11 protein-coding genes are annotated in these 12,733 nt (G+C 74.1%); 5 read left to right on the top strand and 6 right to left on the bottom strand.

What is annotated here, in order from left to right; all coding sequences use genetic code 11:
- Positions 1 to 71 precede the first annotated feature (71 nt).
- Positions 72 to 1,655: a purple acid phosphatase family protein gene (locus ACIQOV_RS07560; RefSeq protein ID WP_401046015.1), complete on the bottom strand. Its 1,584-nt coding sequence runs from the start codon at positions 1,653 to 1,655 to the stop codon at positions 72 to 74.
- An 88-nt stretch (positions 1,656 to 1,743) separates the two neighbouring features.
- Between ACIQOV_RS07560 and ACIQOV_RS07565 the strand changes: the two genes are divergently transcribed.
- Positions 1,744 to 2,433, top strand: coding sequence for a response regulator (locus ACIQOV_RS07565; RefSeq protein ID WP_401046018.1), 690 nt, complete (start codon positions 1,744 to 1,746; stop codon positions 2,431 to 2,433).
- Between the two features lie 389 nt (positions 2,434 to 2,822).
- Here ACIQOV_RS07565 and ACIQOV_RS07570 read toward each other — a convergent pair whose 3' ends face one another.
- Positions 2,823 to 4,487 (bottom strand): peptide-N4-asparagine amidase, encoded by a 1,665-nt coding sequence (locus tag ACIQOV_RS07570; protein WP_401046021.1) that lies wholly within the window; start codon positions 4,485 to 4,487, stop codon positions 2,823 to 2,825.
- A gap of 199 nt (positions 4,488 to 4,686) precedes the next feature.
- Positions 4,687 to 5,589 carry a LysR family transcriptional regulator gene (locus ACIQOV_RS07575; protein WP_401046024.1) on the bottom strand — a complete coding sequence of 301 codons (903 nt, stop codon included), beginning with the start codon at positions 5,587 to 5,589 and terminating at the stop codon, positions 4,687 to 4,689.
- 138 nt (positions 5,590 to 5,727) lie between these two features.
- Here ACIQOV_RS07575 and ACIQOV_RS07580 point away from each other — a divergent pair, with 138 nt between their 5' ends.
- Both ACIQOV_RS07580 and ACIQOV_RS07585 read left to right on the top strand, forming a co-directional pair.
- A complete protein-coding gene (locus ACIQOV_RS07580) occupies positions 5,728 to 6,720 on the top strand; it encodes a pseudouridine-5'-phosphate glycosidase (RefSeq protein ID WP_401046026.1) in 993 nt (330 codons plus the stop codon).
- A gap of 3 nt (positions 6,721 to 6,723) precedes the next feature.
- Entirely contained in the window at positions 6,724 to 7,602 is an 879-nt protein-coding gene (locus ACIQOV_RS07585) for a carbohydrate kinase family protein (RefSeq protein WP_401046029.1), read from the top strand.
- Between the two features lie 9 nt (positions 7,603 to 7,611).
- Here the strand turns inward: ACIQOV_RS07585 and polX are convergent, their stop codons facing one another.
- Together polX and ACIQOV_RS07595 are read right to left on the bottom strand one after the other, a co-directional pair.
- A complete protein-coding gene (polX, locus tag ACIQOV_RS07590) occupies positions 7,612 to 9,342 on the bottom strand; it encodes a DNA polymerase/3'-5' exonuclease PolX (RefSeq protein ID WP_401046031.1) in 1,731 nt (576 codons plus the stop codon).
- Positions 9,343 to 9,418: 76 nt separating this feature from the next.
- On the bottom strand, positions 9,419 to 10,144 hold the full coding sequence (locus ACIQOV_RS07595) for a sensor histidine kinase (protein WP_401046032.1): 726 nt from the start codon (positions 10,142 to 10,144) through the stop codon (positions 9,419 to 9,421).
- Positions 10,145 to 10,437: 293 nt separating this feature from the next.
- Between ACIQOV_RS07595 and ACIQOV_RS07600 the strand changes: the two genes are divergently transcribed.
- Both ACIQOV_RS07600 and ACIQOV_RS07605 read left to right on the top strand, forming a co-directional pair.
- Positions 10,438 to 11,055, top strand: coding sequence for a helix-turn-helix domain-containing protein (locus tag ACIQOV_RS07600; RefSeq protein ID WP_401046035.1), 618 nt, complete (start codon positions 10,438 to 10,440; stop codon positions 11,053 to 11,055).
- Positions 11,052 to 12,419, top strand: coding sequence for an MFS transporter (locus ACIQOV_RS07605; protein WP_401046036.1), 1,368 nt, complete (start codon positions 11,052 to 11,054; stop codon positions 12,417 to 12,419). Before ACIQOV_RS07600 ends, ACIQOV_RS07605 begins: the two co-directional genes overlap by 4 nt.
- Before the next feature lie 18 nt (positions 12,420 to 12,437).
- On the opposite strand, the gene ACIQOV_RS07610 is transcribed toward ACIQOV_RS07605, so the two are convergent.
- Positions 12,438 to 12,733: DUF6629 family protein (locus ACIQOV_RS07610; RefSeq protein ID WP_401046038.1), on the bottom strand; the 296-nt coding region annotated here is incomplete at its 5' end.

Raw genomic sequence — 12,733 nt, forward strand, 5'->3', positions numbered from 1 at the left:
CGGGCGTACGGGCGTACCGGAGGTCTCCGCCGGTCGGACGGCTGCCGCCGAGTACGCCCGGTGGCCCCGCCCTAGTGGCCCCGGCCGCCGCCGCGGGTGCCGCGCGGGCGGGTCAGGGTGAAGCGGTCGACCGGGACGAGGTCCCCGTACGGGCCGCTGACGGAGTAGTAGGTGACGCCGATGGTGGTCTGCCCGTTGCGGCCGCCCGGGTCGACGTCGAAGGAGGCGAAGCCGTACGGGTTGTCGGCGTCCCGGAAGGCGGACCAGGGGGCGTCCTCGATCACGTACACCGGCGGGCGCTTGCCGGTGGCCGGATCGACGGCGCCGACGCCGGTGATCACCCGCGCCTTGGCGGGGCTGAAGAAGAGCTGGTTGGACGGGGCGGAGGTGCCACCGCCGCCGATGACCATGTGGACGGTGCCCTTGGTGGTGTCGATGGTCTCGGTGCCGGTGGAGACCGGGATCGGCGTGCGGGTGTCGGTCGGCTGCTGGCCGCGGATCGGGTGCGAGCGCTCGTAGTGGTGCTCGTGGCCGCAGACCACCAGGTCCACGCCGTACTTGTCGAACAGCGGTACCCAGGCCTCGCGGACGCCGAGGTCGGCGCCGTTGAACCTGTCGGCGGTGGAGATCACCACCTGGTGCATGCAGACCACGATCCAGTCGATCCCCGGGTCCGCGTTGGCCGCGATCAACTCCCGCTCCAGCCAGCGCTGCTGGGCGCCGCCGGAGTAGCCGTGGACGTAGCTGTTGCCGCCGTCCTGGTAGGCCACGTCGTCGTTGTTGAGGCTGATCACGCGTACCGAACCGGCCGTGAACGAGTACCACAGGCCGTGGGTCTCCGCGTCGGAGCGGGCGTCCGGCAGCTCGAAGTACGCCTGGTAGGCGCCGTAGCCGATCGGGCCGTTGCCCTTCTCGTTCTCGTGGTTGCCGGCCGCGGGCATCCAGGGGCGGTGGCGGGCCGAGCGGCTGTTGTTCTCGAACCAGTCGGACCAGGTGCGGACCCGGTCGGTGGCGATGTTCGCGTAGCACAGGTCGCCGTTGAGCAGGTGGAACAGCGGGGCGATCCGCTCGACCCCGGCGGTGGTGTCGCCGGCGGCGGGGCTGCCGAGGTTGTCGTTCACGTAGCCGTTGGCGGTCTTCCTGCCGAGGGTGGGGGTGCCCTGGTCGCCGAAGCTGGTGAAGGTGAAGGCGGACCGGCCGCGTGGTGCGGTGCGGACGGTGCCGAGCTCGGGGGTGGTGCCGTCGTGGACGGCGGCGTAGACGTAGTCCGTGTCGGCGTGCAGGCCGGTCAGCCGGGTGTGGTGCACCTGGACCTCGGTGCCGGAGGCGGCGTCCCGGTAGGTGCGGGTCGAGGCCTGGACCGTCCGGCCGAAGCCGTTGTTCGAAGTCCCGTACATCACACGCGGGTTGCCGACGGACCTGGTGGTGTGCCAGGAGACCACCACCTCGCGCGAGGCGTCCGAGCCGAACTGGAGGTGCAGGCCGGCCACGCGGGGCGCGCCGGAGCGGTCCGGGCGCTGCCAGAGCACCGGGGAGGCGGCGGCGGGGGTGGCCTGGACGCCGGCGAGGGACACGGCACCGCCGAGGCCGACGCCGGTCGCGCCGGCCAGGAGCCCGCGCCTGCTGACGGAGGGACGTCCACTGGAATCGTTCATGGCGGCCAGCTCACCGGACGAAGGTGAACCGGGCCGGTTCCACCGCGTGAACTTTCCCGTCCGCCACCCGTGCGCCACACTGCTGGGCGTGACGAGTGCGAACGGTGGGGGCCGGCGGGTGATCCGCACCCTGATCGCCGACGACCAGGAGGCCGTCCGGCGAAGTGTCCGGCGGATCCTGACGGCCCAGCCGGACATCGAGGTGGTGGGCGAGGCGGTGGACGGGCTGTCCGCGCTGGAGCTGGCGGCCGAACTGCGGCCGGATGTAGCGCTGGTGGACATCCGGATGCCGCGGATGGACGGACTGGAGCTGACCCGGCGGCTGGCCGGGCCGGACGTGGCGGAGCCGGTGCGGGTGGTGGTGCTGACCACCTTCGACCTGGACGAGTACGTGTACCCGGCCCTGCGGCACGGGGCGTCCGGCTTCCTGCTGAAGCGTTCCGGCCCGTCCCTGCTGGCCGAGGCGGTACGGGCGGCGGCGGACGGGGAGAGCCTGATCAGTCCGTCGGTCACGGTCCGGCTGCTGCGGCACGTGACGCAGCCGCTCCGCCCGGAGCGCCGGCGGGCTGCGCCGGTGGTGCCGCTGACCGAGCGGGAGGTGGAGATCGCCGGGCACGTCGCGGCGGGCCGCACCAACGCGGACATCGCCGCGGAGCTGTTCATCTCGCCGGGAACGGTGAAGACCCACGTCGCCAGCATCCAGCGCAAGCTCGGGGTGGCGAACCGGGTCGGGATCGCGGTGCACGCCTGGGAGATGGGCTGGGCGGGCGCGCGGTAGCCGGGGCGCGGGAGGTGCGGCGCGGGGACAGGACACGGGAGGCGCGGCGCGCGGGAAAAGGTGCGCGTCCACGGGCCGAGGGGATGCTCCGTGGACGCGCGGAACCTACGAGGTGGGGGTGGCCTCCGGACGTGACGTCCTCCGGCCGGTAGTTCGATCGTCGACCGAGGTAGTCCCAGCGGCAGACCCTGATCCGTCTCGATCCGTCGCCACTGCCTCCTGCGGTCGAACTTCCTTCAGCTACCTCGCAGGTCCACCTCCCATCATGCGCCTCCTACGGGCCGTGCACCAGGGGTGAACGGTATGAATCCGACCAATTTCGCAACTCGGGCGTCGACGTGCCGGCGAGCGCCGGCGACGTGCCGCAGAGGCACGGCGAGCGGCGGCCGTCAGGGCCGCGGCCAGCCGTCCACGAAGCTCAGCGTCCGGCGGTACGGCCCCTCGGGCCCGGTGCTCCGGTACTCCTCGGCGCTGCTGCCGGTCCGGACGGTGCGGTCCCCGTCGTGCCGCGTGGCGGTGGGGCGCAGGGTGTGGTCGACGGTGGAGCGCTTGGTGACGTGGCCGCCGGTCGCCGCGGTGGTGTCGCGGTGGTAGCCGAGGTCCATGGCGGTGGTCTGGTCGGTGTTGCCGGCCGCGTCGCGGCTCACCCGGTAGCTGACGTCCAGCGGTTCGCCCTCGTGGACGGTGGTGGTGCGGTGCGGGCCGCCGCCCCAGGTGGCGGTGGTGCGGGTGAGGTCGGCACCGTTGTGCAGCGTCACGTCGTTGCCGGCGTCGCGCAGTCGCTGGGTGGAGCGGAAGGCGAGTTCGTCGCGGACCTCGGTGGTGATCCGGCCGTGCGAGGTCTGCACCCAGCCCCGGGCGAGGTCGTTCCGGGCAGCGGTGACCGTCCAGTCGCCGCTGCCGCCGCCGTGGTCGGCGAGGTCGGTCGCGACGGTGGCCTCCGGGGCGACCCGGTGGTCGGTGAGTTGTCCGGTGGTGCGGGCGGCGCCGTGGTCGGTCTCGGCGAAGAGGTTGACCTGGCCGGTCCAGGCGTCGTTGCTCTGCGCCTCGGCGGTGTTCAGGGTGACGCCCACGGCGTGCGGCCGGCCGTCCAGCAGCAGCCCGACGTACGGGGTGAGGTCGAGCCGGTAGGCGGGCAGGTCGAAGGCGAAGACGCCGGGCACGGGCCGCCAGAGCAGCGGGTCCCAGCCGCCGGTGTAGATCACCGGGTACGGCCAGACCGCGCCGGCCACCCGGCCGTCCACGGTCAGCCGCAGCTCGCGGAACGGGCCCTTGCCGCAGATGCCGGTGCCCGGGTTGGCGGCGGCGAAGGCGTCCGGGGCCGAGGCGTACGCGAACTCCTCGCAGGCGCCGCCGCCCCGGGCGTAGACCTCGGCGGTGAGGCGTTCGAGGTTCTGCGGGAAGGTGAGGTCGCGCCCGGCGGCGGGGGAGGTGCTGGTGAGCCCGAACGGTCCGGTGGTGAGCAGCCGGTCGGCGGCGCGGGCGGCCGGCCAGTGGGCGTCGGCGGTGTAGAAGGTCAGGTTGGCGCTGATCGTGAAGACGCCGGTGTAGGTGGCGTCGGTGACGTTGGCGAGGTCGAAGGAGAACTCCTGCGGGCCGCCGGTGAAGAGCGGGGCGTAGCGGGTGACGTCGTGCTCGACGTTCCAGGCGATGCCGTCCTTGGACGGCTCGGGGGTGGAGGAGAGCAGCACCTGGACGCCGCCGACGCGGACGCCGAAGATCCGGTCGAACTGCCGTCCGGCGACCTGTCCGTGGAGGTCCAGGACCACCGCGGACCAGGGGCCGGCGCAGTCGGCGGGCGGGGTGAGGGTGGTGGTGTACGGGGTGTCCGGCGGGTTGCCGTACCCGTTGCGGAACTCGCGTTCGTGCATCGCCTCGACGGTGCAGGAGCGGGTGTCGGGGCGGGTGAGCGGCTTGGTGGCGGTGACCGGGTCGTGGTAGTCGGTGCCGAAGTCGGCGTGGGCCGGGCCGGCGGCGGTGAGGGTGCCGGCCAGGGTGAGGACGGCGGCGCCGATCAGACCGGCGGCGCGGCGGAGCAACGGGCGCAGGGTCAAGGCGGGTTCCCGGGGTTCGGCGGCCCGCGGGCGGGTGCCGCGGGCCGGTCGGATGATCCGGGAATCCTTCCGGTGGTGGCATGCCAGCGTCAAGGATTCCGTTCGGTCGGACCCGGACCCGGACCCGGACCCGGGCCCGGACCCGGACCCGGACTCGGCTCGGACCCGGACCCGGGCTCGGGCCGCGCGACGGGGCGGGTCAGACGTCCTCCAGCTCCGCGGCCTCCTGCCGGATCAGGTCCCGCAGCGAGGCCAGCCGGGGCCGCCGGTCGTCCGTCCGCCACTGCATCTCCAGCGGAAGGGTGGCCCGCCCCTCCAGCCGTACGGTGGCCACGTCCTCGGTGAGGTGGCCGGTCATCGAGCCGGGCACCAGCGAGAAGGCGCGGTTGCGGGCGAGCAGGTAGAGCCGGGAGCCGACGATCCGCGGCGGGCTGACCAGCACCGGCGGGTCCACGCCGTGGTCCGCGCAGAGGCCGAGCACGTGGTCGTAGTAGCGGGGGTGCTGCTCGCGCGGCCACAACAGCAGTGGCAGGTCGCGCAGTTCGGCCAGGCCCAGGCTGCTCCGGCGGGCCAGCGGATGGTCCCGGCCGAGCGCCACCAGGACCGGCTCGTCGGCGATCCGCTCCAGCCGGTAGCCGGTCACCTCGTCGAGGAAGCGGCCGAGCCCGATGTCGGCCGGCTCGGCGGCCAGGGTGGCGGAGACCTGCCCGGTGTCCACGGCGAGTTCGGTGGTGTCGAGCGCCGGAAGCTCCTGTTCGGCCCGGCTGACCACGGCGGGCAGCAGCCGGTTCACCACGCTCGGCGAGGCGACGATCCGGGCGGTGCCCAGCCGGGACTCCTCGTGCAGCCGTACCCGGGTCAGCAGCGTGTCGGCCTGCCGCAGCAGTCGGGCGCTCTCGGTGGCCATCACCTCGCCGGCCTCCGTGAGCGCCACCGAGCGGCGGCTGCGGTCGAACAGCTCGACGCCGACGGTCCGCTCCAGTCGGGCGACCTCCTGGCTCACCGTCGGCTGCGAGATGTGCAGCCGCTCGGCGGCCCGCCCGAAGTGCAGCGTCTCGGCGACGGTCAGGAAGACCTGGAGCTGACGCAAGGTGAGACCCATGGTTGTCAGGGTAGACGAACCAATAGGCGCAGGCCTATCGGAAACCTCAGGACTCATTCTGGATTCCGACGCGAGCCGTCCATACGCTGAGCAGCACGTTGCCCCACCGCAGTGGCAACCTCACAGAGAGTTCGCATCATGACCGGACTTCGCCCCACCGCTCCCGCCGTCCAGGTCTCCGAGGAGGTCGCCCGGGCCCTCGCCGAAGGCCGGCCGGTGGTCGCCCTGGAGTCGACCATCTTCACCCACGGTCTGCCGCGGCCGCGCAACCTGGCCGTCGCGCTGGAGGCCGAGCGGCAGCTGCGGGCGGCGGGCGTCGTCCCGGCCACGATCGGGGTGCACGCCGGGGTGCCCACGGTCGGGCTGAGCACCGAGCAGATCACCGAACTGTCCACCGTCGACGGCCTGGACAAGGTGAGCCTGCGCGACCTCCCGGTGGTCGCCGCGCTCGGCCGGCACGGCGGCACCACCGTCGCCGCCACCGCCTTCCTCGCCCACCGCGCGGGCATCCGGGTCTTCTCCACCGGCGGCCTCGGCGGCGTGCACTTCGGCGCCTCGGAGAGCTTCGACGAGTCGGCCGACATGACCACCCTGGCCGCCACCCCGGTCACCGTGATCAGCGCCGGCGTGAAGTCCATCCTCGACATCAGGGCCACCCTGGAGCGCTTCGAGACCTACAACATCCCGGTCATCGGCTACCGCACCCGCAAGTACCCCGGCTTCTACGTCACCGACTCCGGCCACGAGATCAACTTCAGCGTGGAGTCGCCCGAGCAGGCCGCCAGGATCATCGAGTCCCGGGACCGGCTCGAACTGCCGCAGGCCGTCCTGATCGCCAACCCGGTCGACCCGGCCAAGCAGCTGCCGCCCGAGGAACTGGACGGCATCCTCGCCCGCGCCTGGGCGGAGGCCGAGCGCCGGGGCGTCACCGGCAACGCCTCCACGCCGTTCCTCCTCGACTTCATCCAGCGGGACACCGGCGGGCGCAGCCTGGAGGTCAACGTCGAGGTGTACCGGGGCAACGTCCGGCTCGGCGGAGAGATCGCGACCGCGCTGGCTGCGGGGGCCGGTGCCGGTGACGCCGCAGCGGGTGACGCCGCTTCGGCCGTCGTCGCCGACGGCGGGGCCTGAGCCGTGCTGGGGGTGCTTGGCGACCTCGTCGAGGACATCGTGGTCTGGGCCGACGGCCCGCTGCGGCACGGCACCGACTCCGGTGCCCGGATCTTCCGGCGGCGCGGCGGCAGCGCGGCCAACGTCGCCTGCTTCGCCGCCGGGCAGCACCCCGCCCGCTTCCTCGGCTGCGTCGGCGAGGACGCGGTCGGGGACGGCGTGGTCGCCGAACTGGCCGGCCACGGCGTCGACGTGCGGGTCTCCCGGCGCGGCCGGACGGGCAGCGTCGTGGTGCTGATCGACCAGGACGGCGAGCGGACCATGCTGCCCGACCGGGGCGCCGCCACCCTGCTGGAGCGGGTCCCGGACGAGTGGCTGACCGGACTGACCCACCTTCACGTGCCGGCCTACTCCTTCGACGGAGAGCCGGTCGGCGGTGCGGCGGTGGACGCGCTCGCCCGGGTCCGGAGGGCGGGCGGCACCACCTCGGTGGACGCCTCCTCGACCGGCATGCTGGAGCGGTTCGGACGGGAGCGCTTCCTCGGTCTGCTGGCCGAGTTGGCGCCGACCTTCGTGTTCGCCAACCGCTCCGAGTCGGAGTTCCTCGGGCTGCTGGTCGGCGGTCTGCCCGGGCCGGACCGCGCCCGGCTGGCGGCCACCACGGTGGTCACCAAGGCGGGTGCCGAGGCGACCGCCGTCGACGTGCCCGGCGAGCCGCTGGTCATGGTGCCGGTGCCGCCGGTGGCCGAGGTGCGCGACCTCACCGGGGCCGGGGACGCCTTCGCGGCGGGGTTCCTGGCCGGCTTCCTGGACACCGGGGACCCCGGGCGCGCGGCCGGGCTCGGGCACCGCAGCGCGGCCCGGGTGCTGGCCTCGCCCGGGGCCTCCTGCGGCGGGGAGTGACGTTCGGGGCTACCCGGGCACCGCGTCCTTGCGGAGGAAGTGCTTCAGCTTCTGCCAGGTCCAGGTGTTGACCACGTCCTCGGCGGTGAGCCAGCCGCGCTGCGCGGTGCCGATGCCGTAGCGCGGGTAGCCGAGCTGGCCGGTGGCGTGGGCGTCGCTGTCGATCGCGAAGCGCACGCCGTGCCGCCGGGCCCGCAGGACGTCCTCGTCGCGCAGGTCGAGCCGCTGCGGGGAGCTGTTGATCTCGATCGCGGTGCCGGTGCGCGCGGCGGCCTCGAACACCGCGTCCAGGTCGACGTCGATCGGCCCGCGCCGGCCGATCCGGCGGGTGGTGAGGTGCCCGATGACGTGCACGTACGGGTTCTCGCAGGCGCGGATCAGCCGACGGGTCTGGGCGGCCCGGTCCAGGGTGAAGTGCGAGTGCACGGAGGCCACGCAGACGTCGAAGCCGGCCAGGAACTCCGGTGGCCAGTCCACCCCGCCGTCCGGGCCGATGTTCAGCTCGGTGCCGTGCAGCAGGCGCAACTTCTTGTGCCGGCCGGCGAGTTCCCGGAGCTGTTCGCGCTGGGCGAGCATCTTCTCGTCCGTCATCCGCTGCATCACCAGGTCCGGGGCGTGGTCGGTGACGGCGAAGTAGGAGTAGCCGCGGGCGGCCGCGGTGTCGATCATCTCCTCCAGGGTGGCCAGCCCGTCGGTCAGGTCGGTGTGGGTGTGCAGGTCGCCGCGCAGGTCGGACTCCTGGACCAGGTCCGGGAGTCCGCCGTCCAGCGCGGCCTCGATCTCGCCCCGGTCCTCGCGCAGCGGCGGCGGGATCCACGGCAGTCCGAGGGCCGCGTACACCTCGTCCTCGGTCTCCGAGACCACCTTGGCGCCGCCGTCCACCTCGAACAGCCCGTACTCGGAGAGCTTCAGCCCGGCCCGGACGGCCATCGTGCGCAGCTTGATGTTGTGCGCCTTCGAGCCGGTGAAGTAGACCAGTGCCGCTCCCCAGTCCTCCTCCGGGAGGACCCGCAGATCCACCTGTACGCCCTGGGTGGTACGGACCGAGGTCTTGGTGCTCCCGCTGCCGATCACTTCGGCGACGGAGGGGAGTCCGGTGAGCGCGGCCATCAGCGGGGCGGAGTCCTCGGCGGTCGCGAGCACGTCGATGTCGCCCACCGTCTCGCGCATCCGGCGCAGCGAGCCCGCGTACGCGCAGCGGGTGCAGCCGGGGACGGCGGAGAGCACGGCGACGAGTTGCTCGGCCAGCTCGGTGGCGGTGTCCAGCAGCGTGCGGCCGCCGGACTGCCGCATCAGCTCGATGCCGTGCAGGATCTTCTCGCCGCTGCGCTCGCCGAAGCCGGGCAGGTCGGCGAGCCGCTCCGCGCGGGCGGCCGCGGCGAGTTCGTCCACCGAGGAGATCCCCAGGTCGCGGTAGAGGGCCAGGGCGCGCTTGGGCCCGACACTGGGGACGGCCATCATCTCCCGGACGCCGGACGGGATCTCGGCGCGCAGCGCCTCCAGGGCGGGGACGGTCCCGGTGGCGAGGTACTCGGCGATCTTCTCGGCCGTGGACTTCCCGACGCCGGGGATCTGCTGCAGACCCTTGACGTCCAGGCCTGCCAGGTCCCCGGGGTGGCCGCCGACCGCCCGGGCGGCCTTCTCGTAGGCGCGGGCCCGGAAGGCGTCCCCGCCGGTGATGTTGATCAGGTCGGCGTACTCCTGGAGCAGCTCCCTGACCTGGTCGTTGAGCCGGGGCATGGGGCAAGTCTAGGTTTCGTGGGCCGAATCCGCCGGGTGCGTGCCCCGGTCCGGCCCCGGACGCCGCGGTACTCCGTCAGTCGTACGCGACGGTCAGCAGCAGGACGACGGTCAGCCCGCCGCCGGGGGTGGGCTCCACCGCGAGCCGGCCGCCGGCGGCGTCGACCAGGCTGTGCAGGGCGGGCCCCACCACGCCGTCCGTCCGGACGCCGGCGATCAGCCGGTCGCGCGCCCCGGTCGGCTCGGAGGAGCCCCGGTCGCAGACCCGGATCTCCACCCTGCCGCGGGTCGCCGCCGCCCGTCCGGACGCCCGCGGTGCGGACGCGCCACCCGCCACGTCGGCCCGGACCAGCACCCGGCCGCCGGGCGGGCTGCGCCGGATCGCCTGGTCGACCAGCCCGGCGACGGCGGTCTCCAGTCGGCGGGCGTCCCCGGCCACCACCGGCAGCCCCGGCGCCACCCGGACCGTGACGGCCGCCGCCCGGCCACCGCCGCGCACCACCCGGCGGACCAGGTCGGCCACCTGGACATGCCGGGCCGTCGGCTCGCAGCCGTCCTGCCGGCCGGTCCAGCGCAGCCGCTCCAGCTCGGTGCGGGAGAGCGACCTGGGCGCGGCCATCACGCCCGGTGAGAACGGGCCGAGGCCCTCCTCGGCCTCGGTGGTCGCCAGTGCGCCCGCGCGCCCGGACCCGCTCCGGTGGCCGGTGCCGACCGCGCCGCCGAACGCGCCGACCGCGCCGCCGAACGCGCCGAGCGCCCGGGCCCCCGACGCGACGTAGCTCCAGAGCCTCCCGCGTGCCATCGCCCTGCCCCTCGTGCTCGCCGGCGGCCGTCATCGAATCCGCGGCCGACCGGGACGGGCCGACTACCGGGCCCTTCCTGCCAGCCTGCGCCTCGCCCGCCCGGGTGACAATCCCGCTCCGGGCCGCGGTCCGCTCCGGGGCCCCCGCCGAGCGGCCGGTCGGGCACCCGCCGACCGGCGGGGCCCCGGAGGCGCGGCCTCCTGCGCGTCGAGCAACCGCGAAGACTTCTTCGCAAAAAACCCTTCGCAAAAAAGCCTTTGCAAAGAAGTCTTTGCGGTTCTAGTCTCCTGCCATGACCGAAGAGCGCGGCTGGAAGCACAGCGACGACCCGCACATCGCCATCACCGCCAAGAACATGCGGGCGATGGCGCACCCCGTGCGCATGCAGCTGGTCGGACTCCTGCGCAAGCACGGCCCGTCGACGGCGACGAGGCTCGCCGCACAGCTGGGGCTGAACTCCGGAGCCACCAGCTACCACCTGCGCCAGCTCGCCGCCGCGGGCTTCGTCGAGGAGGACGAGGAGCGGGGCAACGCCCGCGAGCGCTGGTGGCGTTCGGCCCACCCGCTGACCGTCTGGACGGTGGACGACATGGCGGACGACGACCTCGACACGGCCGCCGGCTTCCTGCGGTCCGTCCTGGCCGCGCACACCCTGACCGCCCAGCGCGCGCTGGACGCCTTCGAGACCATGCCGCGCGAGTGGCGCCGGGTGACGGACCTCAGCGACCGGGTCCTCCAGCTCACCCCCGCCGAGGCCGAGCAGCTTTCCGGCGAGCTGTCCGAGGTGGTCCGGCGCTACCGGCAGATCGACCACGGCGGGCCGGCCCCGGAGGGCACCGAGCAGGTCTCCGTGATCGTCCACGTCCTGCCGGACACGAGCACCACCACGACCGAGGGGGAAACCGCATGACCACCACCGGCACCGGTGCCGCCGCCGTCCACGCGCCCGGGCGCAGCTTCCGCCCGCTGGCCGGGGTGCTGGCCGCCACGGTCGTCTCCGTGACCGGCACGCGCGTCTCGGCCATCGCCCTGCCCTGGTTCGTCCTGGCCACCACCGGCAGCGCCACCATGACGGGCCTGGTCGCCTTCGCCGAAATGGCGCCGTACGTGGCGGTCAAGGCACTGACCGGGCCGTTGGTGGACCGGCTCGGGCCGCGCGTGGTGTCCTGGACGACGGACGCGGTCAGCGCCGTCACGGCCGGGCTGGTCCCGCTGCTGCACGCCCGGGGGCTGCTTCCGTTCTGGGCGCTGCTGGTGATGGTCGCGGTGATCGGGGCGATGCGCGGCCCGGGGGACTTGGCCAAGTCCGTCATGGTCCCGGAGGCGGCCGACCACGCCCGGGTGCCGATGGAGCGCGCCACCGGGCTGTCGGGGGTCACCGAGCGGCTGGCCTCCACCATCGGTCCGGCGGTCGGCGGCGGGCTGGTCGCCCTGATCGGGCCGCTGGCCGGGCTGGCGGTCAACGCGGTCACCTTCGCGCTCGGGTCGCTGATCATCGCGGTCGCGCTCCCGCGCGGCATGGGGCGCCCGGCGGTGCCCGCCGTGGCAGCCGTGGCAGCCGAACCCTCGGCGGAGGAGCAGCCCGCGGGCTACTGGCGGATGTTCCGCGAGGGCTTCACCTTCCTGCGCTCGGAGCCGCTGCTGCTCACCGTGATCGTGATGATCGGCATCACCAACCTGATCGACGCCGGGTTCACCACCGTCCTCGTCCCGGTCTGGGCGCGCGAGTCCGGCAACGGTCCGGCCGCCATCGGCCTGGCCGCGGCCGTCATGGGCGCCACCGCGGTCGTCGGCAGCCTGATAGCGGCGGCCGTCGCCTCCCGGCTGCCCCGCCGGACGGTGTTCTTCGCCGGCTTCCTGCTGTGCGGCGCGCCGCGCTTCCTGGTGCTCGCCCTCGACGCGCCGATGTGGCTGGTGCTCACGGTCTTCGCGATCGGCGGCTTCGGCGCCGGCTTCCTCAACCCGATCCTCGGCGCGGTCCTCTTCGAACGGGTGCCCCGCCACCTGCTGGGCCGCGTCCACGCCCTCGGCGACTCCCTCTCCTGGGCCGGCATCCCGCTCGGTGGGCTGGTCGCCGGTGCGGCGGTCGCGACGGTCGGGCTGATACCCGGCCTGATCGCCGGCGGAGCCCTCTACTTCGCGACCACGACCCTGGCCGGGCTGCGCCCCGAATGGCGCGAGATGGACCGTTTCCGAGGGCACGCGGGCAGCGCGGTCCAGGCGGGCGGTGCGGCCGACGCGGCCGACGACTCGGAACCGGCGCACTGCGCTTAGCCGGCCCCAGGGCACGCCCTATCGGGCCCGGTCTTCGACAGGGGCGGGCCCGCCCGCCGGTCGGTGGCCCGCCCACTGGAGCAGCAGCAGGCTGGTCAGCGCGGCGAGGGCACACCACGTGGAGACGAAGGCGAGGTGCCAGAGCAGGGCGCAGGCGGCGGCGCCCGCGCCGGTGAGGAGACCGAGACGGCGGAGCAGCCGGTCGCCGCTTGCCAGCAGGGAGCCGACGGTGACGAGGAGGTAGCCGGCCAGCAGGAGAGCCGGGTACGGGATGCCCACCGCATAGCCGAGGGTGTGGCCGTGCACGGTTGCCC

Origin of the sequence: Kitasatospora sp. NPDC091257 (genome assembly GCF_044757675.1) — a bacterium.
GTDB classification, from domain to species: Bacteria; Actinomycetota; Actinomycetes; order Streptomycetales; family Streptomycetaceae; genus Kitasatospora; species Kitasatospora lactacystinica.